The sequence below is a fragment of the Flavobacterium labens genome (assembly GCF_048286755.1).
GTDB lineage: Bacteria > Bacteroidota > Bacteroidia > Flavobacteriales > Flavobacteriaceae > Flavobacterium.
The window spans coordinates 972,972-993,610 of sequence record NZ_JBLVPL010000001.1; the positions used below are offsets into that span (position 1 = coordinate 972,972).

Here is a 20,639-nt window from a genome sequence, read left to right on the forward strand (position 1 = left end):
TGGAATTACTAACTTTTCATAGGTTTATATGGAAACAGTAAACATTAAACCTTAAACTTTTTTACCTTTGCTAAAATAAAACAAAAAAATGTCAACTGAAGAAAAATCACTCCATTTTATAGAACAAATCATTGAAGACAGTTTATCAAACAGTTTTCCCCAAGATAAATTACGTTTCCGTTTTCCACCTGAACCTAATGGGTATTTGCATATTGGCCATGCCAAATCGATTTGCTTGAATTTTGGTTTGGGATTAAAGTACAATGCACCAGTTAACTTACGTTTTGACGATACAAATCCTGCTAAAGAAGAGCAGGAATACGTAGATGCCATAAAAGAAGATTTACAATGGTTGGGCTTTAATTGGGCCGAAGAACGATATGCATCTGATTACTTCCAACAATTGTACGATTGGGCTGTAAAAATGATTAAAAATGGTAAAGCGTATATTGATAGTCAATCTTCAGAAGATATGGCTGCGCAAAAAGGTACGCCTACACAACCTGGAGTTGATGGACCTTATAGAAACCGTTCTATTGAAGAAAATCTTGCTTTGTTCGAAGGAATGAAAAATGGAGATTTTGAAGAAGGAAGCCATGTTTTGCGTGCTAAAATTGATATGATTTCGACTAATATGTTGATGCGTGATCCATTGATGTATCGTGTTTTACACCGTCATCATCATAGAACCGGAAACGATTGGAAAATCTATCCAATGTATGATTTTGCACATGGAGAAAGTGATTATATAGAGCAAATTTCACATTCTATTTGTACGTTAGAATTTGTAATGCACAGAGAATTATACAACTGGTTTTTGGACCAAATTTATGATGAATCAAAAGTAAAACCACATCAATATGAATTTGCGCGTTTGAACTTGAATTACACAGTAATGAGCAAGCGAAAACTGTTGCAATTGGTACAGGAAAATATAGTAAATGGCTGGGATGATCCAAGAATGCCAACTATTTCAGGATTAAGAAGAAGAGGATATACAGCCAATTCTATTCGTAAATTTTGTGATATTATTGGTGTTGCCAAAAGAGAAAATATAATTGATTTTTCACTTTTGGAATTTTGCTTACGTGAAGATTTGAATAAAACGGCTCCAAGAGTTATGGCGGTTTTAGATCCAATAAAATTAGTCATCACGAATTATCCTGATGATAGAGAAGAATGGTTAGAAGCCGAAAATAACCAGGAAGACGAAAGCGCAGGATTTAGAAAAGTTCCTTTTTCTAAAGAATTATTTATTGAACGAGAAGACTTTCTTGAAGATGCTCCGGCTAAGTTTTTCCGATTGAGTTTAGGCAGAGAAGTACGTCTTAAAAATGCGTATATCATTAAAGGAGAAAGTGTTATAAAAGATGCTGCAGGAACTATTACGGAGATTCATGTAACGTATGATGAAGACAGTAGAAGTGGAAGTGGGAGCGAAGCTAGTCAACGTAAAGTGGCCGGAACCTTGCATTGGGTTTCTATTCAACATGCTCTGGAAGCAGAAGTTCGTTTGTACGATCGTTTGTTTATCGATGAAGCGCCAGACAGTCATAAAGAGAAAAATTTCTTAGAATTTATGAATCCAAGTTCGTTACAAATTGTAAAAGGATTTGTAGAACCAAGTTTAGCAACGGTTCAATCTGGAGAGAAATTCCAGTTTCAACGTTTGGGTTATTTCAATGTGGATAAAGATACGGCTGAAGGCAAAATTGTCTTTAATAAAACCGTTGGATTAAAAGATGCTTGGGAAGAAAAAGGCAAAAAAGAAGAAAATTTATTGATGAATACTCAAAAAGAAATCAATAAATATGTAAAAGAAAAGGACGAAAAAAATTCCAATTTGATTCTAAATAACATTGTTGATAACATCAAAAGTATTGATAATTACAGTTTAATTATTCAGACAATTGTCAAAAGCATTAAAAATGATAACAACTCGCTGTTGTTTTCTAATTTGATTTTACATCATTCTGATAAAGTGCAAGTAAAAGATATCGAAGAAGAAGCTTTGACAAAATTATACACCATGTCATTAAAAAGTCAAATGGCAGCGGTTAGAATTTTAGCGATTGAAAATTTGCAAAATGATTTGAATAATTTTAGCCTTTTTGAAACACAACTTTCAGAATTAAAAACGAACGAGAAAAACGAAAAAGTGTTACAATTATTAAACGATCTTAAAATATAATTCAAAATATTAGTTATAGATTTTATCAATTAAAAGCTCTCTTCTTAGAGGGCTTTTCTTATTATTGTAATTTCTTATAAAAATATTGTTTTTAATATTTTTTTTCAATCGAAAATTACCTTCATAAATTGATTTTAAGACAGTTTTTTAAAACAAATGAGAATCAATATGGAATTCAAATAAATGTGTAACAGCTCGCTTTTATTCACTTTTTGTCTTATAAAATTACACTTTAACGAGTTGTTAACGGGTAGTTGTTAATAAATACGTATCTTTATGAAACAAACTTTTAAAATTAAGAATCATGTCGAATAATACAGGAAATACATTATTGGCTCTTTTGACTGGAGTAGCTATTGGAGCTGGAATTGGAATTTTATTTGCTCCGGATAAAGGTTCTAAAACAAGAGGAAAAATTAAAGATGGTTTTGATGATGCTAAAAACGAATTAAAAAATAAATTAGACAATGCATCTTTAGAATTGAAAGATAAATTCACAAGCGCAAAATATGACTTAGAAGGAACTTACGAAGAACTAGTTTCAAATATGAGTCACAAGACCGAAGATGTAATTTCTTTCTTAGAAGAAAAATTGGCGGAGTTAAAACGACAAAATGCAAAGCTTCAGAAATAGTCTTGATTCATCGATCTAACAAATCTTAAAACTAAATACATGGCTTTTGAAGAATTAAAAGAAAATACGGAGGATATTCAGGAACAAATACAAGGGTATATCCAGAGCAATGTGGCTTATTATAAATTATGGGGTTTCAAAGTAGCAATGAAATCTACGACCATGATTCTAAAGTTCACATTGATATTTTTGTGTTTTAGTATGGTTTTACTGTTTTGTTCAATAGCAGGAGCAATGGCAATTGGTAAATATTTAGATAGTTATCTATTGGGATTTTTAATAATTGGAGGAATATATCTATTGATAACCAGTCTATTATTTTTAATAAAAGATAAAATTGTAGAAGGACCAATATTAGAGAAATTTTCAGAAATATTTTTTAACGACTAAATCATGGATACCAAAAAATATTCTTCGTATGCTCAAATCGACAGAGAACTAGAAATTTTAAAAATTGAAAAAGAACTCAGTTATCAAAAATTGGTTTTTGGAGTAAAGAAAACGAAAGAAAGCTTTACACCTCAAAACATCGTAAGTGACTTAATAGGTTCGTATAGTTCCGTTATTCCTTATGGAGCAATCGTTTCGACGGCAGCACCATTTATACTTAATAAAGCAATACCGTTTATAAAAAATTGGTTTGCAAAAAGAAAAAGAGGCAATTAAGCCTCTTTTTTTATGAATTCAAGTAAATTATTCTTCTGTTTCCGGTGTTTCTGGAGCTTCTGGCCTTTCAGGTATTTCTATGTCTTTTTCTCTTCTGGAAGTTCCTTTTCCATTTCTCTTTTTCATTAATTCACCCACTTGATTGGAGGCGCTGAATGAAGCAATCATGTTGTTGAGCATGTCACTTCCGGCTTGCGGAGAATTAGGCAATAAAATCAAATTTGAATTGGCATCAGCACCAATAGCTTGTAGCGTATCATAATGTTGTGTAACTACGATTAATGCTGAAGCTTCCTGAGAATTTATTCCAACTCTGTTCAAAACATCTACACTTTCTACTAAACCTTTTGCAATTTCTCTTCTTTGGTTTGCAATACCTTGTCCTTGTAAACGCTTGCTTTCCGCTTCAGCTTCGGCTTTTGCTACAATTCTAATTCTTGATGCTTCAGCTTCAAATTCAGCTACCGTTTTTTCTCTATCAGCAGCATTAATTCTATTCATGGCATTTTTCACTTGAATATCTGGATCAATATCCGTTACTAAAGTGTTGATAATGGTGTATCCGTAAGTAGTCATGGCTTCATTCAATTCTCTTTTTACCGCAATGGCAATATCATCTTTTCTTTCAAAAACATCATCCAGTTTTAATTTTGGAACTTCGGCACGAACGACATCAAATACATAAGAAGTAATTTGATCGTGTGGATATTCCAGTTTATAAAAAGCATCATAAACAGTCTCTTTAATAACCATAAATTGAACGGAAACTTTAAGTTTCACAAAAACGTTGTCTTTGGTTTTTGTTTCAATGATAACATCTAATTGTTGGATTTTTAGATTTACTCGTCCTGCAATTCTATCTATTAAAGGAATTTTCAAATGCAAACCAGATTGTCTGATACTTAAAAATTTTCCAAATCGCTCAACAACAACAGCCGTTTGTTGTTTTACCGTAAAAAACGATGACAGTAAAATAAAGAACCCAAAGACTAGTAGGATAATTAATGCAATATTCATAATGTTTTTTGTTTTTAGTTATAAATTATCTCACAATTTACAAAAAAACTTTAGGTTTGTCTTTGTAAATTTCAATTATATGAGAAAGATAACGCTTACTTTATTTTTTATTTTCATTTCAATAACAGCCTTTTCGCAATATAAATACAGGGATTCAAATAGGATAGGAATCAGTTTTGGAGTCAATCAATTTACCTTGAACACTGATAATTTCCAGACAAAACCTGATTTGGGTTGGAATGCGGGGCTTTCTATGCGAGGAAATTTCTATAATAATTGGGACATGGTGTATAACATTCAATTTAGCGAGAATAATTTCTCTGTAGCAACCAACACTTTTACTTTGGCACAGGAAGACGTTAATTATAAATTGGCGTCAGCTCAAGTGTCTTTACAAGTAAGTTATAAACTTGTTGAAAATCATTTGAGTATTGAGTTTGGACCAATTGTTCAAGTAAATGGAAAATTAAATATTGATAATACAGATGAAAACAATGTCATTTCTGGTACAACTTTGCTAGCCAAAGATATTAGGGAGATTTCAAATTTTAATTTTTATCCAACGGTTGGAATCACGTTTGGTGTTCGTCATTTCAGAGCTAATGTTTCCTATCAATATGGAGTCAATAACATGCTTGAAAACTTGAACAACAAGAATTTAGGAGTAAATTTCAAAGGGAATCCAGGAATACTAAATGGGAATTTGATTATTTATTTGTAACTAATCACATAAGAATATAAGGTAGAAGGCTCAAAATTCACTAAATTAAATGTATTGAACTTTGAGCCTTCGTGATGATCTTTGTGTTTAAAAACTATAAAGTAGCTATTGCTTTTTGAATTCTCTTAATCGTTTCGTCTTTTCCAATTACTTCAACAATATCAAATAGGTGAGGACCTTTCAGCGCTCCAACCAAACTCAAACGAAATGGTTGCATTACTTTTCCCATTCCAATTTCGTTTTTTGTCATCCAGTCTTTTACAATCGTTTCGATATTCATAGAACTAAAATCTGTGATTTCTTCTACTACAGAAATTAATTCCTGCATTAATGCGGGAGTTTCTTCCTTCCAATTTTTGCTGGCTTTTTCATCATACGCTGTTGGAGCCACAAAAAAGAAATCACTCATTTCCCAAAATTCAGAAACAAAATGCGCACGTTCTTTGATTAAAGAAACCACTTTTGTTAAGACACTTTCATCAACAGAAAACCCTTTTTCTGCCAAAATAGGAGCATAGGCTTTCGCCAAAGTTGCATCTTCTTGCTTGATTAAATATTGGTGATTGAACCATTTGTTTTTTTCCGGGTCAAATTTAGCTCCAGCTTTATGAACTCTGTTCAAGTCAAATGCTGCCACTAATTCTTCCAGCGAGAATAATTCTTTATCGGTTCCGTCATTCCAACCTAATAATGCTAAAAAGTTGATTACTGCTTCCGGGAAAAATCCTTTTTCTCTGTAACCTGATGAAACGCCTTCTGCGGTTTGCCAATCCAATGGAAATACAGGAAATCCCATCTTGTCACCGTCACGTTTGGATAATTTTCCGTTACCAATAGGTTTCATAATCAATGGTAAATGTGCAAATTCCGGCGCTTCCCAACCAAATGCGCGGTACAATAAAACGTGTAAAGGCATTGATGGTAACCATTCTTCACCACGAATTACGTGAGACGTTTCCATTAAATGATCATCTACAATATTAGCCAAATGATACGTTGGCATTCCGTCACTTTTAAATAATACTTTATCGTCCAAAAGATTCGTTTCAAATTTCACATCACCACGAATAATGTCATGCAAATGCAAGGTTTCATTCACTGGAGTTTTAAAACGGATGACATAATGTTCTCCAGCAGCAATTCTTTTAGTAGTTTCGTCTGCAGAAATCACTAGCGAAGTGTCCAGTTTTTCTCTGTTGGTATGATTGTATATAAAGGTTTTTCCTTGTTCTTCTTCTAGTTTTCGTGCTGCATCCAAAGCTTCGGCTGTATCAAAAGCATAATACGCATTTCCGGAATTGATTAATTCAGCAGCATATTGTTGGTACAAATCTTTTCTTTCGCTTTGACGGTATGGACCAAATTTTTCATTTTTACCAATAGTCTCATCTGTTGCAATGCCTAACCATTCCAGTGCTTCCATGATATATTCTTCGGCGCCTGCAACAAAACGATTTTGGTCCGTATCTTCAATTCTCAGGAAGAAAACACCATTGTTTTTTTTTGCAAACAAATAATTGAATAGTGCGGTACGAACTCCGCCAATATGTAAAGGTCCAGTTGGACTTGGTGCAAAACGCACCCGAACTTGTTTAGACATTGCTATAAATTTTTTGCGAAGATACAAATTCGATTTCTCTTGTTATTATCTGAAAATGAGATAATGTAAGATTAATGAGTTTAATGATTTTTAACATTTCTTTATTCATATAAATTATTACTTTTATTGGTTACAAAAAACAAAGTAGAAATTTTGGAAACTCAGCAATTTATTTATCAAAAATTAGAAGCTTTCATCAGAAAGTTTTACACCAACGAATTGATTCGGGGAACTATTTTCTTTATCGGTTTAGGATTGTTGTATTTCCTATTTACGCTTTTTGTTGAATATTTTCTTTGGCTCAAGCCAATGGGAAGAACGATTTTATTTTGGACTTTCGTTGGAGTAGAAGTGTATCTGTTGTTCCGTTTTATTTTGTTTCCAATTTTTAAATTATTCAAACTTCAAAAAGGAATCGATTACAATCAGGCTTCGTCAATTATTGGAAATCATTTTACGGAAGTGAGTGACAAACTTACTAACTTTTTACAATTATCAAATCCGAATGATTATCAAATAAAATCGGAATTATTAGCTGCTTCGATTGAACAAAAAGCCAATGCGTTGCAACCAATTCCTTTTGGTAACGCTATAAACTATAATGTTAACAGGAAATATTTTCCTTTGGCTTTGATTCCAATATTGTTATTTGCTTTTTTTTACTTCTCCGGAAACAGCAATATGATTTCTCAAAGTTTGAATAGAGTAGTGCACTTCAATTCGACTTTTTTGCCACCTGCACCATTTAAATTTGCAGTTCTTAATTCTAATTTACAAACTGAACAAGGAAAGGATTTTATCCTTCGAATTAAAACCGAAGGGAAAGTAGTTCCTGAGAATGCGATGATTTTTATTGATGATGAAAGTTATTTTATGGAATCGACTAAAGCGGGAGAGTTTCAATTTAAGATGGCAAAGCCTTCAGAAAATATTTTGTTCCACGTGGAGGGAAATGCTATTTCTTCTCCGGATTATGAATTGAAAGTGATAACTGTTCCATCGATTGCTAATTTTGAAATGCAGTTGAACTTTCCTTCGTATTTGAATAAAAAATCAGAAACTATCAAAGGAACAGGAAATGCAATCATTCCGGAAGGAACGAGTGTGACTTGGAAAATGAATACACAAGCGACAGAAAATGTAGTGTGGATGGATGGAATCTCGAAAGCTACTTTTTCAATAACAGAAAACACCTTTGTTTTATCAAAAAATATAGTTCAAAACACAGATTATCAAATCCTTACTTCAAATGATAAGGTAAAAAACTATGAAAAACTCAATTATCAGCTTACTATTGTCAAAGATCAGTTCCCAACAATCAATGTGAACAATGCACCAGACAGTTTGAAGGTGGCTAAGAACTATGTTTTAGGTCAAATCTCCGATGATTATGGTTTGTCTAAACTTCAGATTGTTTATTACGAAAGAGAGAAGCCACAAACTGCTAAACGTGGAACAATTGCTATTAAGAAAGGTGCTTTTGACCAATTCGTGTTTTCGTTTCCAAGTAATCTTCCGGTAGAGCAAGGCGTGTCTTATGATTATTATTTTGAAGTTTTTGATAGCGATGCAATCCATAATTTCAAAAGTACAAAGTCTTCTGTTTTCTCGAATCGTGTTTCTACAGATGAAGAAAAAGAAGATCAAATTTTGCAGCAGCAAAATGTCAACATTAACAGTTTAGAGAAGTCTTTAAAAAATCAGGATAAGCAAATCTCTGAAATGGAGAAGTTGCAAAAAACCGGAAAAGAAAAAGAAAATCTGGATTTCAAAGATCAGCAAAAAGTAAATGATTTCATCAAGCGTCAAATGAAACAGGATGAGATGATGAAAGAATTTTCTAAAAAAATGAACGATAATTTGGAGCAATTCAAAACCGATAAGAAGGATGAATTAAAACAAGAGCTTCAAAAACGAATGGACAAAGCGGAAAAGGAATTGGAGAAAAACCAGAAACTTTTAGATGAATTGAAAGAACTAAACGATAAAATTCAGAATGAAGAGTTGTTGACTAAGTTGGATAAATTTAAACAAAACAGTAAAAATCAAACTAAGAATTTAGAACAATTAGTAGAGTTGACAAAGAGGTTTTATGTAGAAAAGAAAGCGGAACAATTAGGAGACAAATTAGACAAGCTTTCTGAGAAACAAGATAAGTTATCTAATGATGAAAAGGAAAACAAACTAGACAAGCAAGAAGATATTAATACTGAGTTTGACAAAATCCAAGAAGATTTAAATGATTTGGAAAAAGAAAATAAGGAGTTAAAATCACCTTTGGATCTACCTAAAGACGATGCTAAAGAGAAAAGTATTGATGAAGATTTGAAGAAAGCTTCTGAGGAATTGAAGAAGGACAAAAAAGATAAAGCTAAGCCAAATCAAAAAAGCGCATCTAAGAAAATGAAAGAGATGGCGAAAAAAATGGAGCAAACTTTGGAGGAAGGTGAGATGGAACAGCTGGAGGAAGATGTTGCCATGTTAAGACAAATCTTGGACAACCTATTAGCATTTTCTTTATCCCAGGAAGACTTGATGAACCAATTTAAAAAGCATAAATCAGGATCTCCGGCGTTCAATAAAAACATAAAATTCCAACAGGATTTAAAACAACAGTTCAAGCATGTTGATGATAGTTTGTTTGCGATGTCGTTGCGCAATCCTAAAATTGCGGAGGATATTACTAAAGAGATTGGCAATGTAGTTTACAACGTAGATAAGTCTTTGTCCAGTTTAACAGATGCTCAAGTTCCAAAAGGTTTGTCGCATCAACAATATACCATTTCTGCGGCTAACAAATTAGCAGATTTCCTAAGTGATATGCTTAACAATATGCAAATGCAAATGTCAGGAATGGGCTCTGGTAAACCTAAACCAGGTCAAGGACAAGGAATGCAATTGCCGGATATTATTAAAAAGCAAGAAGGTCTTGGCGAGAAAATGAAAGACGGAATGAAGAAAGGCGAGAAGCGTGGTGAAGGACAAAAGGGACAAAATGGCAAGCAAGGTAAGCCAGGGGAATCAGGTCAAGATGGTGAGGATGGTGAAGGCGATGCACAGGCTATTATGGAAATTTATAAAGAGCAAAAACAATTACGTGAAGCATTGCAAAACGAATTGAACAAACAAGGATTCGGTGGAAATGGACAAAGCGCTTTGGAACAAATGAAGCAAATTGAAAAGCAATTGTTGAACAAAGGTTTTAAGAACGAAACACTTCAAAAAATTTTAAATGTAAAACAAGAATTGTTGAAATTGAATTCTGCCATTCAGCAACAAGGAGAGGAAAATAAACGCCAATCTGAAACTAATAAAAAGGAGTTTAATAATCAATCTAATGCGCTGCCAGCTGCTTTATTAGATTATTTAAATAGCATAGAAATATTAAATAGACAATCCTTACCTTTGCGCTCGAATTTTAATCAAAAGGTTCAAGAATATTTTAATAAAAAATGATCAATTTTAATTACGAAACCGACTTTAATTTAGACAACGAAGAAGCTACAGCTGCTTGGTTGGGATATGTTATCACCTCGGAAAACAAGAAAGAAGGAGAAATAAATTATATCTTTTGTGACGATGAGTATTTGCATAAAATCAATGTAGAGTATCTCGATCACGATACATTAACAGACATTATCAGCTTTGATTATTCTATGGGTAATGAATTGAACGGAGACATTTTTGTTTCTATCGAAAGAGTAAAAGACAATGCTACTGACTTTAATGTTTCCTTTGAGGAAGAATTAAAGCGAGTGTTGGTTCACGGCATTTTACATTACTGCGGTTACAAGGACAAAGGTGAGGCCGAAGAGCTTTTAATGCGTTCTAAAGAAGATGAAAAAATCGCTATGTTTCACGTGGAACAATAGTGTCTTTCAAATTTTCAAATCAAAAGTGTTTCACGTGGAACATATAAGGTTGGTTTGAAAATAGGTTTGCAATGTTTCACGTGGAACAAAATATAGATTTCAAAATTACAATCCTGAACAAGGATTAAATTATAAAAGAAGATGTTTCTAAATGAATATGATGTAATCGTTGTGGGTGCAGGGCATGCAGGTTCAGAAGCTGCAGCCGCTGCCGCAAATTTGGGTTCAAAAACCTTATTGGTAACAATGAGTTTGCAGAATATTGCCCAGATGTCATGCAACCCAGCGATGGGCGGAATAGCCAAAGGACAAATTGTGCGTGAGATTGATGCGCTTGGAGGATACTCGGGAATTATTTCGGACAGAACTGCAATCCAGTTCAAGATGTTGAACAAATCCAAAGGTCCTGCAATGTGGTCGCCGCGTGTTCAAAGTGACCGTATGCGTTTTGCTGAGGAGTGGAGAATGATGTTGGAAGGAACTCCAAATCTTGATTTTTATCAAGAAATGGTTAAAGGTTTGATTATTGAAAATGGAAAAATAAAAGGAATCCGAACTTCGCTTGGAGTTGAAATTCGATCTAAATCGGTTGTGTTGACCAATGGAACTTTCTTGAATGGTTTGATACATATTGGTGAAAAACAATTTGGCGGAGGAAGAGCAGGCGAGAGTGCTGCACATGGAATCACCGAAGATTTAGTTGCTGCAGGTTTTGAATCGGGTCGAATGAAAACGGGAACACCTCCAAGAGTAGATGGACGTTCTTTGGATTATTCAAAAATGAATGAAGAAAAAGGAGATGCTAAACCGGATAAGTTTTCCTATTCGGATGTGACTTCTCCGTTGGTTCATCAGAGATCTTGTCACATGACGTACACGTCTCTTGATGTTCATGATATTTTGAGAGAAGGTTTTGATCGTTCTCCAATGTTTAACGGAAGGATAAAAAGTCTTGGACCAAGATATTGTCCGTCAATTGAAGATAAAATTAATCGTTTTGCAGATAAAGAAAGACACCAGTTATTTGTGGAGCCAGAAGGATGGAATACGTGCGAGGTTTATGTAAATGGATTTTCCACTTCGCTTCCTGAGGATATTCAATTTAAAGCCTTGAGTTCTGTTGCAGGATTTGAGAAGGTGAAATTCTTTCGTCCTGGTTATGCAATCGAATATGATTATTTTCCGCCGACACAATTGAAACATACTTTGGAAACAAAATTAGTTGAAGGATTGTATTTCGCCGGACAAATAAACGGTACTACCGGATATGAAGAAGCGGCTTCTCAAGGATTGATGGCTGGAATTAATGCACATTTAAAAGTACATGAAAAAGCGCCGTTAATTTTAAAAAGAGACGAAGCGTATATTGGAGTTTTGATTGACGATTTAATTACGAAAGGAACGGAAGAGCCTTATCGAATGTTTACGTCTCGTGCAGAATACAGAACTTTGTTGCGTCAGGATAATGCCGATTTCAGATTGACGCCGATGTCTCATGAAATAGGTTTGGCTTCAGAAGCGCGTTTGCGCAGAATGGAACACAAATTAAATGAATCTGAAAAAATGGTAGCATTCTTCAAAGAAACGAGTGTTTCGGTTGCGGAAGCAAATCCTATTTTAGAATCAAAAGATACGGCGCTGATTACACAAGGAGATAAAATGTTCAAAGTGTTTTCTCGTCCGCAAATTGATTTAGAAGACATCATGAAATTTGATAAGGTTGCAGCTTATGTTGCAGAAAATGATTTGGACCAAGAAATTTTGGAACAAGCAGAAATTCAAGTGAAGTATTCTGGTTATATCGAAAAAGAAAGAAACAATGCTGATAAGTTGCTTCGATTGGAAGATGTGAAAATTCCGGAGAATTTTGATTATGAAAAAATCAAATCAATGTCGATTGAGGCAAAACAAAAATTAAGTAAGATTCGTCCGGTAACTATTTCTCAAGCATCAAGAATCAGTGGCGTTTCGCCAAGTGATGTTTCTGTATTGTTGATTTATATGGGAAGATAAGATTTGAGATGTATGATTAACGATTTTTGATTTAAATCTACAATCAACTGTTCCACGTGAAACTACGCTGTGAAGCCTTGCTATAATTGAAGAATCGCAAAAATAAATAATTTAGCCCTGAAAGCATCCGTTGGTGTTTTCAGGGTTTAGTTTAAAATTAAAATATAAAAGCACTATTAATTAATGGACATTTTAAACCAACAGCCTTTTTTAACCGTTAAAGATTATTCTGTTTCTCAAGAAATTTTCGATTTATATCATGATGAGAAATTGGATATGCTGATTACGTCTCCACAACCCAGCTTAGAGAATTCAGGAAAGTACTACGAAAGCGTTGATTATATTTCGCACACAGATAGTAAACGATCTTTATTTGAAAAAGCATATCATTTTGTAAAAAGCATTGCGCTTAAAAACAAATTGAATTTAATCAATTCATTGCAACCGAATAAAGGTAGCGTTTTAGATATTGGTGCTGGAACAGGAGATTTTTTGTCTGTTGCCAAAGAAAACGGTTGGCAGACGATAGGAGTAGAGCCAAGCGAAAAAGCAAAAGCTATTGCAAAAAAGAAAGGCGTTTTATTTGTTGGGGAAACCAGTGAATTAGACAATCACTCTTTTGATGTGATTTCGATGTGGCATGTTCTGGAACACGTTCCAAATTTAGAAAACCAAATCAAAGAGTTGAAACGATTATTAAAACCGAACGGAGCTTTAATTATTGCTGTTCCAAATTTCAAATCTTTCGACGCAAAACATTACGGAAAGTTTTGGGCTGCTTATGATGTGCCAATTCATTTTTGGCATTTCTCTAAAACGGCTATAAAAATGCTTTTCGAAAAAGAAGAAATGAAATTGGTAAAAGTACTTCCTATGAAATTCGACTCTTTTTACGTGAGCTTACTTTCGGAAAAATACAAAACGGGCAAAATGAATTATATAAAAGCCTTTTTCATCGGTTTGCAGTCGAATTGGAAAGCGAAGAACAATTTCGAGTATTCTTCACACATTTACATCTTAAAAAACAACTAAAAATCATTTTAAGCGCATTTAAGGATAGTTTTTAATGAAATCAAGGGTAATTGTCGGATTTTTAAATTAATTCCTTTAGTTAAAAGATATGAAAGCCGCTTTTGATAGTCGTAAATTATTCATTCATCAATCACAATAAGAAAATCTTATATCATAAAAATGTAGCATTTTTTAAACTTTATGTCAATGCTGTCTATTTTTTTATATTTTTGTGACCAATACTTAAAAATTAGAAATTAACCAAAATGAAATCGAAGATTCAAGAATACCAAAAAATAAATATTAAAAACATGAGTAAAAAAGCATTATTAATTATCGCACTTTCAATTTCACTAGTTGCTTGTAACAAACCAGCCGAAGCAGCTAAAGAAGTAAAAACAGCTTACGTAGACACTTCTGAATTAATGAAAGAATATACAGAGGCAAAAGACCTTGAAGCAAAATATAAAACAAAAGCGGAGGAAAAAGGAAGACAGCTAGAAGCTGAAATTAATCGTTTCAAACAAGAAGCTGCAAATTTTCAAACTCAAGCACAAGCAAACGGTCAAGCTTGGGCACAACAAAAAGGTGCTGAATTACAAAAGAAAGAACAACAATTAAGTTACGCACAACAAGCGTTGTCTCAGGAATTGCAAGTGGAGAGCGGAAAAGAAATGGATTCTTTAGTAAGCGGCGTGAAAAAATTCATCAAAGCGTACGGTAAAGAAAAAGGATATGCGTACATCTACGGAACAGGTGACGCGGCTTCAATTCTATACGCTGAAGACAAATTTGATATTACAAAAGAAATTATCAAAGCCTTGAATGACAAATACAAAGCACCTGCTAAGACAGAAGAAAAAGCAGAAGCTAAAAAATAATTTTTTTATATTAATTCAAAAAATTGCCTTCGTCTAGCTTTAGATTGAAGGCATTTTTTTTGAAGCTATTTACTTCGTCAGTTCGCTTCGCTCGTGTCCCGCTATCTGCTGTAAACGTAGTTCACTGAACTCCAATTAAAATGAAAGTATAGTGAAGTAATCTCTCGTTTAGAAAGTGTTTTTTCTTACTCATAAAAGGAGCTTCCGTTGGTCGCTCTTTTCCGGTCATAAAAAAATCACTTTCTAAATTTCGAGGATTTCCGCTACTATCGGGGCTAAAAACATTGGTATTATTAACATAAAATGTTTTCCAATATTAAAATAGTATTACTAATTTTCAATACTTTAGCTTTATATATACACGCCTAATGCAAACCATTTCAGAAGCCGCCGCTTATACCTTACGATTTATCAATCAAACCCATCGATCCGTTTTCCTTACCGGGAAAGCAGGAACGGGAAAAACTACCCTTTTACGGGAAATTATTCAAACCACGCACAAGAATACTGTTGTTGTGGCGCCAACTGGAATTGCCGCTTTAAATGCTGGCGGAGTTACGATTCACTCGATGTTTCAGTTGCCGTTTGGAGGATTTATTCCGGATAATTCATCGCCTCAATTTTCCGAAAGCACCAAATTTGAAACCAAAGCTACGTTGCGCAGACATTTCAAAATGAGCGGTTTGAAGAAATCAGTGATTCGCAATATGGAATTGTTGATTATAGATGAAGTCAGTATGCTTCGCGCTGATTTGCTGGATGCTATGGATTATATGATGCAAACCGTCCGAAAAAAAAATACTGCTTTTGGTGGCGTTCAAGTCTTGTATATTGGCGATTTATTGCAGTTGCCACCAGTAATTCGGGACGAAGAATGGCGTACGCTGAAAACCTATTACAAAGGAAAATTCTTTTTTCATTCGCACGTTGTGCAGCAACATCCGCCTTTATACATTGAACTGTCCAAGATTTTTCGTCAAACTGATGATACGTTTATTTCGGTTTTGAATAATCTTCGCAACAACCAAATTTCGCAACAAGACATTCAAACTTTAAATCAATACGTTAAACCCGATTTTGATTTAAAAGCAAATAAAGGATATATCACATTAACAACGCACAACAACAAAGCCGATACGATGAATGCGCAGGCTTTGGAAGATCTGGAAGGAAAGTTAGTCATTTACAAACCCGAAATAACCGGTGATTTTCCGGAAAAGATATTTCCCGTGGAACAACAACTGCAGTTGAAAGTGGGCGCGCAAATCATGTTTGTAAAAAACGATTTGTCTTTTGATAAGCACTATTTCAACGGAAAAATGGGCGTTATCAAATCGCTTTCGAGTCAGGAAATTCTGGTTCACTTCCCGGAAGAAAACAAAACTATAGAAGTCGAAAAATACGAATGGCAAAACATTCGCTACAAAGTAGATGAAACTACCAAAGAAATTGAGGAAGAAGTTTTGGGAACTTTTGTGCATTATCCCATCAAATTAGCTTGGGCAATTACGGTTCATAAAAGCCAGGGATTGACATTTGATAAAGCTGCACTTGATGTTTCGCAAGTTTTTCTTCCTGGACAGGCGTATGTCGCATTATCGCGTTTGCGCTCGTTAGAAGGGCTTATTTTGCTTTCTCCGCTGCGTATGAATGGCATTTCAAACGATCAGGATGTGATGGATTATTCGTTGAACAAAGCTTCGGATTCGTTTTTAGAGAATGCCTTGCATTTTGAAACCAAAAATTTCATCCATAACTATCTGATAAACACGTTCGATTGGAATGATTTGGCTCAGGAATGGCGCAATCACCGATTCAGTTACAATGAAAACTCGGAAGTTTCAGGAAAATCAAAACATGCCTTATGGGCCAAAAAGCAAACGGAAGTCATCGAACAGCTTTTGGATCCATCCAAAAAATTCATTTCACAATTGAATAAGCTTTTTGGTCAGGAAACAGTCGATTTAAATCATGTTTCGGAACGCATTCAAGCCGCTTTCAGTTATTTCTTGAAACCAATGGACGATTTGGTTTTTGAAATTCTTTGGAAAATAGAAGAAGTAAAACGCATCAAAAAAGTAAAAGCGTTTTACGATGAATTAATTGTGCTGGAAGAATTGCAAACCAAGGCCGTTCTGCGCTTAATGAAGGCCAAATTATTGATAGAAACTGTTGTGTCGGGAGAAACCATTTCGAAAGAGAAATTAACGTCCTCAGAAATAAAAAAATACATCAGCCGTAAAACGGAAGCCATACAAAATCAGTTCAAGGAATTAAATATTACACTGATTGAAGACGATAGGGACGTGGAACGTTATACTGCGAAGAAATCTAAAACAGCAGTACCTAAAAAATCAACAGTTCAGGAAACCTACGAATTGTGGGTAGAAAAGAAATCAATTGAAGATATTGCTACAATCAGGGTGCTGACCAAACAAACGATTTACTCGCATTTTGTGAAGTTGATACAAACCAAAGCGGTATCCATTTCGGAAGTTTTACCGGAGGATAAAATGCAGGATTTAGCAACTGCTTTTGCAGGATATAGAGAAGAATCACTGAATACCATGATGGAAAAACACGGCCATAAATTCTCTTGGGAAGAAGCGAGAATGTACAAAGCCAGTTTAAATTAAAAACAACAAAGTGCTAAAGCTAAAAAACCCTATTCGGTAAGAATAGGGTTTTTGTTTTATAGTGATTGAATCAATATCCAAGCCTCTGGATTGTGCTTTTCATTGATTTCTTTTTTTGCTTTTTCTGCTTCAGCAAATGTGGCGTAACTACCATATAAAACCGGAAAATAACCGTTTCTGTTAGGAGCGATCCGTTTGGCATCATATCCTAAACGAGTCAAAATTCGTAAAGTTTTATCAGCATTTTTTTCTTCTCGGTACACGCCAGCCATAATGTGATACGGCATTTTTATTTCCTTGTCGGATTTTAAAGTAAGCGTCACGGCAGGAACTGGACTTTCGATGAAGAAAGTGGCTTGCTGAATTTTATTTTGAACTTGTTTTTGAACGGCAGTTTCAACAAGAATCGTTTCTGAGGCAATTTGGTTTTGGTACATTGGATAACCAAAACTTCCTGCAAGACCTAATCCTAATACAAAAATAGCAGCGTATTTTAAATATGGATTTGCTGTTCTGGTCTCAAGAACCATAGTGATGGTTGCTTTCTCTTCGATTGCTTCCACTTCTTTTTCGAAGATTTCTCTTTTTACAAGTGGTGAAACAAAAGGAGCCAATCCAAAAGAACTAGTTAAATAATTTGTTTGATCGTAAGGCGTGAAAACAATGTTTTTATCTGCATTCAGACGAAGATCACCTACATTTTTTATTGAAATAAGTTCGTTTTCTTCAAATGCTTTTTTCCAATTAAATACCTCGTATTGAATTTTACTTACGGCATATTCATAAGAAGTTTTTTCTGCTAAAGCGATATGATTGGCTAATAAACCATCATTGTTTTTTAGATTTGCATTGAAAGCAATCATTTTTTTGGGTGGAGAAAATGAATTTGTACTTTCGTTTAGTTTAGCCGATTGAATTTCGGTCAAAAAAGCTCCGAAACCAGGAATGGTTACACATTGATAACGGTATAAAAGCTGCGCGATGTATAGTTCGATTTTCATACTTACAAAGTTATACAACGAAAATAGTTATCAAAATTTTATTCACAATTTTTATTAACAATCCGCATAAAAATTTATACATTTCACTCTCAAATAATTAGCATGAAAGAGCAGGATTTATTTTATTTATTGGCATTGCAAAGAATAGAAGGCGTGGGCGACATAATGGCCAAAAAACTGCTGACTCATTTTGGAACTGCGGAAGCGGTTTTTAATACTAAGGCTTCCCAACTCGCTGCTATTGATGGAGTTGGATCTGTTTTACTGAAAAATTTAAGAGACAAATCGGTTTTCGAAAAAGCAACTCAGGAACTGGAGTTTATAAAAGCAAATGAAATTAATGCAGTTTATTTTCAGGACGTAGATTATCCGGAACGCTTGAAACATTGTATTGACGGACCAATTTTATTATTCACCTCTGGAAATATCAATTTAAAAAACAGAAAAATAATCAGCATTGTAGGAACGCGCCAAATTACCTCGTATGGAACTGAATTTTGCAGAAAATTGATAGAAGATTTAGCTCCGCTAGATCCTATAATCGTAAGTGGTTTTGCTTATGGTGTTGATATTGTCGCACACCAACTGGCAATGGAACATAATTTACAGACGATAGGCGTGGTGGCGCATGGGTTGAACCAAATTTACCCAAAAACCCATAAAAAATATGTATCGAAAGTCGAGCAGAACGGTGGTTTTATGACCGAGTTTTGGAGTTCCTCGAATCCTGATAAGGAAAACTTCGTAAAAAGAAACAGAATCGTTGCGGGAATGTCTGAAGCGACCATCGTAATTGAGTCAGCCGATAGAGGCGGTTCGTTGATTACGGCAAACATGGCCAATGATTACAACCGTGATGTTTTTGCGGTTCCGGGACGTGTTACGGATAAGTACAGTCAGGGTTGCAACAACCTGATAAAAACCCAAAAAGCAAATGTCTTGACAAGTGCTGCGGATTTGATTTATATTTTGAATTGGGATATTCAAAAAGAATCCAAACCAGTACAGAAACAATTGTTTGTAAGCTTAGACGATGACGAGCAAAAAGTATACGATTATCTCCTTAAGACCGGAAAAGAACTTATGGATATTATTGCTTTGCGCTGTGATTTCCCTATTTATAAAATCTCAGGAATGTTGTTGAATATGGAATTGAAAGGTGTGATTCGGCCTTTACCGGGGAAATTGTTTGAGGCTATTTGATTTAATCCTATCAGGGTTCGAAACCCTGATAGGATTGTAATTATTATTTAACCTCAAATCCTAATTTTTCTCTTATTCTTTGTTCCTGTATCTGCATAACCTTGCCTTATCGAAGCATATCAATCATAAATCACAGTAGTTGTATTTACATGAAGAGATTCATCTTTATTTTTAATTAAAAATACTTCATAATTATTAAGATATTGATTGAGTCCAAAATAATCTAATTTAACAAATTTATTTTCATCAAAAAATTTTGAGTGTCTTACAAATTCTTTAAGATGCAGTACTTTTTTTGACTTCAGACCAAATATGGTTTTCATTTTCTCGAAGAAAATGATTTCACTCCCTTTACTATCTTCAATTAAATAACTCCCAGGAGTAATCTTTGATTCATAAACATAATCATTATCCAACTTAAAAAAAAGTGTATCTTTTATTTTATTGGTGATTTCATTTTCTCCTTTACCAATTGGATAGTAAGAATGATACTCTAAATATCTAGGCTGGATAAATTCATTACCATTGACAAAGTATATTATGTATTTATCGGTCAATGAATCTTTTAGTTTCCATTTGTCTATTATTCGGTTATATTTTCCATCATAATAAAATTTTCGGTTTTCAATGTAGTTTTTTATAGATAGGATTTTTTTTGGCTTTAGCCCTTTTGTTAAAAAACCATTGCCAACAAAGAATATATAGCCATTTGTTTTTGTATGAATCATTTGCTGTTTTTCAATTTCCATCCTTTCAGGATAAGTTTGTTTCGAAAGATTTGGAATTATTGTAGGAGATATTGTGTAATATTTATCTATATTAAAAAAAAGTGTGTCCTTTGATTTTTCTTGAGCCTTTAGAGAGTTAAGAAAAAAAAGCGATAATATAATTAAAATATGTGTTTTCATAAATCAAATAGTTTTATAATAATTAGTTAAGGACAAGGAACAGTTCTGCTAAAACCATCAACTCTCTTCGCTAGTGCTTCTATTTCTGCGGGTAAATCGGCCCAGGCTTTAACATTATTTTCTCTTAGACCGGCTCCAAGCCAGCGCTTCATAAAAAGCATCGCTTGGTGCTTGTCCATAGTTATTTATATATTTATTATAATCATCTATAAGAGCAGTTTTATGAAATCCTTTTAAAGCTTCTTTCATACTATTGAGATATAATCCTGCTATGGTACCGTGTTG

The 20,639-nt window shown here is 34.0% G+C and carries 17 protein-coding genes; 12 read left to right on the top strand and 5 right to left on the bottom strand.

The window, feature by feature from the left end:
• Positions 1–88 precede the first annotated feature (88 nt).
• The 4 genes from ACNQF8_RS04285 (at position 89) to ACNQF8_RS04300 (ending at position 3,491) form a co-directional block, all read left to right on the top strand.
• On the top strand, positions 89–2,191 hold the full coding sequence (locus ACNQF8_RS04285) for a glutamine--tRNA ligase/YqeY domain fusion protein (RefSeq protein WP_417952945.1): 2,103 nt from the start codon (positions 89–91) through the stop codon (positions 2,189–2,191).
• Positions 2,192–2,495: 304 nt separating this feature from the next.
• Positions 2,496–2,825, top strand: coding sequence for a YtxH domain-containing protein (locus ACNQF8_RS04290; RefSeq protein ID WP_417950932.1), 330 nt, complete (start codon positions 2,496–2,498; stop codon positions 2,823–2,825).
• 39 nt (positions 2,826–2,864) lie between these two features.
• Complete coding sequence (locus tag ACNQF8_RS04295) at positions 2,865–3,215, top strand: competence protein (protein ID WP_417952946.1); 351 nt, start codon at positions 2,865–2,867, stop codon at positions 3,213–3,215.
• Between the two features lie 3 nt (positions 3,216–3,218).
• Complete coding sequence (locus ACNQF8_RS04300) at positions 3,219–3,491, top strand: DUF6327 family protein (protein WP_315205683.1); 273 nt, start codon at positions 3,219–3,221, stop codon at positions 3,489–3,491.
• Between the two features lie 27 nt (positions 3,492–3,518).
• Here ACNQF8_RS04300 and ACNQF8_RS04305 read toward each other — a convergent pair whose 3' ends face one another.
• Positions 3,519–4,508: an SPFH domain-containing protein gene (locus ACNQF8_RS04305; RefSeq protein ID WP_113664700.1), complete on the bottom strand. Its 990-nt coding sequence runs from the start codon at positions 4,506–4,508 to the stop codon at positions 3,519–3,521.
• Positions 4,509–4,587: 79 nt separating this feature from the next.
• On the opposite strand from ACNQF8_RS04305, the gene ACNQF8_RS04310 reads away from it, so the two are divergent.
• A complete protein-coding gene (locus ACNQF8_RS04310) occupies positions 4,588–5,229 on the top strand; it encodes an outer membrane beta-barrel protein (RefSeq protein WP_417950934.1) in 642 nt (213 codons plus the stop codon).
• Between the two features lie 94 nt (positions 5,230–5,323).
• On the opposite strand, the gene gltX is transcribed toward ACNQF8_RS04310, so the two are convergent.
• Positions 5,324–6,829 (bottom strand): glutamate--tRNA ligase, encoded by a 1,506-nt coding sequence (gene gltX / locus ACNQF8_RS04315; protein WP_417952947.1) that lies wholly within the window; start codon positions 6,827–6,829, stop codon positions 5,324–5,326.
• Positions 6,830–6,982: 153 nt separating this feature from the next.
• On the opposite strand from gltX, the gene ACNQF8_RS04320 reads away from it, so the two are divergent.
• The 6 genes from ACNQF8_RS04320 to ACNQF8_RS04345 all read left to right on the top strand — a co-directional run bounded on the left by ACNQF8_RS04320 (position 6,983) and on the right by ACNQF8_RS04345 (position 17,242).
• Positions 6,983–10,285 (top strand): hypothetical protein, encoded by a 3,303-nt coding sequence (locus ACNQF8_RS04320; protein ID WP_417952948.1) that lies wholly within the window; start codon positions 6,983–6,985, stop codon positions 10,283–10,285.
• Complete coding sequence (ybeY, locus tag ACNQF8_RS04325) at positions 10,282–10,701, top strand: rRNA maturation RNase YbeY (protein WP_417952949.1); 420 nt, start codon at positions 10,282–10,284, stop codon at positions 10,699–10,701. Before ACNQF8_RS04320 ends, ybeY begins: the two co-directional genes overlap by 4 nt.
• A gap of 141 nt (positions 10,702–10,842) precedes the next feature.
• Complete coding sequence (mnmG, locus tag ACNQF8_RS04330; RefSeq protein ID WP_417952950.1) at positions 10,843–12,714, top strand: tRNA uridine-5-carboxymethylaminomethyl(34) synthesis enzyme MnmG; 1,872 nt, start codon at positions 10,843–10,845, stop codon at positions 12,712–12,714.
• Positions 12,715–12,897: 183 nt separating this feature from the next.
• Complete coding sequence (locus tag ACNQF8_RS04335; protein WP_417952951.1) at positions 12,898–13,746, top strand: class I SAM-dependent methyltransferase; 849 nt, start codon at positions 12,898–12,900, stop codon at positions 13,744–13,746.
• 245 nt (positions 13,747–13,991) lie between these two features.
• A complete protein-coding gene (locus tag ACNQF8_RS04340; protein WP_315205664.1) occupies positions 13,992–14,606 on the top strand; it encodes an OmpH/Skp family outer membrane protein in 615 nt (204 codons plus the stop codon).
• Between the two features lie 368 nt (positions 14,607–14,974).
• Positions 14,975–17,242 carry a helix-turn-helix domain-containing protein gene (locus ACNQF8_RS04345; protein ID WP_417952952.1) on the top strand — a complete coding sequence of 756 codons (2,268 nt, stop codon included), beginning with the start codon at positions 14,975–14,977 and terminating at the stop codon, positions 17,240–17,242.
• Positions 17,243–17,298: 56 nt separating this feature from the next.
• On the opposite strand, the gene ACNQF8_RS04350 is transcribed toward ACNQF8_RS04345, so the two are convergent.
• Complete coding sequence (locus ACNQF8_RS04350) at positions 17,299–18,243, bottom strand: HU domain-containing protein (protein ID WP_417950942.1); 945 nt, start codon at positions 18,241–18,243, stop codon at positions 17,299–17,301.
• Positions 18,244–18,345: 102 nt separating this feature from the next.
• On the opposite strand from ACNQF8_RS04350, the gene dprA reads away from it, so the two are divergent.
• On the top strand, positions 18,346–19,446 hold the full coding sequence (dprA, locus tag ACNQF8_RS04355; RefSeq protein ID WP_417950943.1) for a DNA-processing protein DprA: 1,101 nt from the start codon (positions 18,346–18,348) through the stop codon (positions 19,444–19,446).
• A gap of 119 nt (positions 19,447–19,565) precedes the next feature.
• On the opposite strand, the gene ACNQF8_RS04360 is transcribed toward dprA, so the two are convergent.
• Together ACNQF8_RS04360 and ACNQF8_RS04365 are read right to left on the bottom strand one after the other, a co-directional pair.
• Complete coding sequence (locus tag ACNQF8_RS04360) at positions 19,566–20,354, bottom strand: hypothetical protein (protein ID WP_417950944.1); 789 nt, start codon at positions 20,352–20,354, stop codon at positions 19,566–19,568.
• A gap of 114 nt (positions 20,355–20,468) precedes the next feature.
• Complete coding sequence (locus ACNQF8_RS04365) at positions 20,469–20,603, bottom strand: hypothetical protein (protein ID WP_417952953.1); 135 nt, start codon at positions 20,601–20,603, stop codon at positions 20,469–20,471.
• Between the last annotated feature and the right edge of the window lie 36 nt (positions 20,604–20,639).

What these genes read in the sequence shown, in the direction of transcription:
- ACNQF8_RS04345 (WP_417952952.1), top strand. Translation starts at nt 14,975, where the DNA reads ATGCAAACCATTTCAGAAGCCGCCGCTTATACCTTACGATTTATCAAT.
- gltX (WP_417952947.1), bottom strand. Translation starts at nt 6,829, where the DNA reads ATGTCTAAACAAGTTCGGGTGCGTTTTGCACCAAGTCCAACTGGACCT.
- ybeY (WP_417952949.1), top strand. Translation starts at nt 10,282, where the DNA reads ATGATCAATTTTAATTACGAAACCGACTTTAATTTAGACAACGAAGAA.
- ACNQF8_RS04285 (WP_417952945.1), top strand. Translation starts at nt 89, where the DNA reads ATGTCAACTGAAGAAAAATCACTCCATTTTATAGAACAAATCATTGAA.
- ACNQF8_RS04310 (WP_417950934.1), top strand. Translation starts at nt 4,588, where the DNA reads ATGAGAAAGATAACGCTTACTTTATTTTTTATTTTCATTTCAATAACA.
- ACNQF8_RS04360 (WP_417950944.1), bottom strand. Translation starts at nt 20,354, where the DNA reads ATGAAAACACATATTTTAATTATATTATCGCTTTTTTTTCTTAACTCT.
- ACNQF8_RS04305 (WP_113664700.1), bottom strand. Translation starts at nt 4,508, where the DNA reads ATGAATATTGCATTAATTATCCTACTAGTCTTTGGGTTCTTTATTTTA.
- dprA (WP_417950943.1), top strand. Translation starts at nt 18,346, where the DNA reads ATGAAAGAGCAGGATTTATTTTATTTATTGGCATTGCAAAGAATAGAA.
- ACNQF8_RS04300 (WP_315205683.1), top strand. Translation starts at nt 3,219, where the DNA reads ATGGATACCAAAAAATATTCTTCGTATGCTCAAATCGACAGAGAACTA.
- mnmG (WP_417952950.1), top strand. Translation starts at nt 10,843, where the DNA reads ATGTTTCTAAATGAATATGATGTAATCGTTGTGGGTGCAGGGCATGCA.
- ACNQF8_RS04290 (WP_417950932.1), top strand. Translation starts at nt 2,496, where the DNA reads ATGTCGAATAATACAGGAAATACATTATTGGCTCTTTTGACTGGAGTA.
- ACNQF8_RS04340 (WP_315205664.1), top strand. Translation starts at nt 13,992, where the DNA reads ATGAAATCGAAGATTCAAGAATACCAAAAAATAAATATTAAAAACATG.
- ACNQF8_RS04335 (WP_417952951.1), top strand. Translation starts at nt 12,898, where the DNA reads ATGGACATTTTAAACCAACAGCCTTTTTTAACCGTTAAAGATTATTCT.
- ACNQF8_RS04295 (WP_417952946.1), top strand. Translation starts at nt 2,865, where the DNA reads ATGGCTTTTGAAGAATTAAAAGAAAATACGGAGGATATTCAGGAACAA.
- ACNQF8_RS04350 (WP_417950942.1), bottom strand. Translation starts at nt 18,243, where the DNA reads ATGAAAATCGAACTATACATCGCGCAGCTTTTATACCGTTATCAATGT.
- ACNQF8_RS04365 (WP_417952953.1), bottom strand. Translation starts at nt 20,603, where the DNA reads ATGAAAGAAGCTTTAAAAGGATTTCATAAAACTGCTCTTATAGATGAT.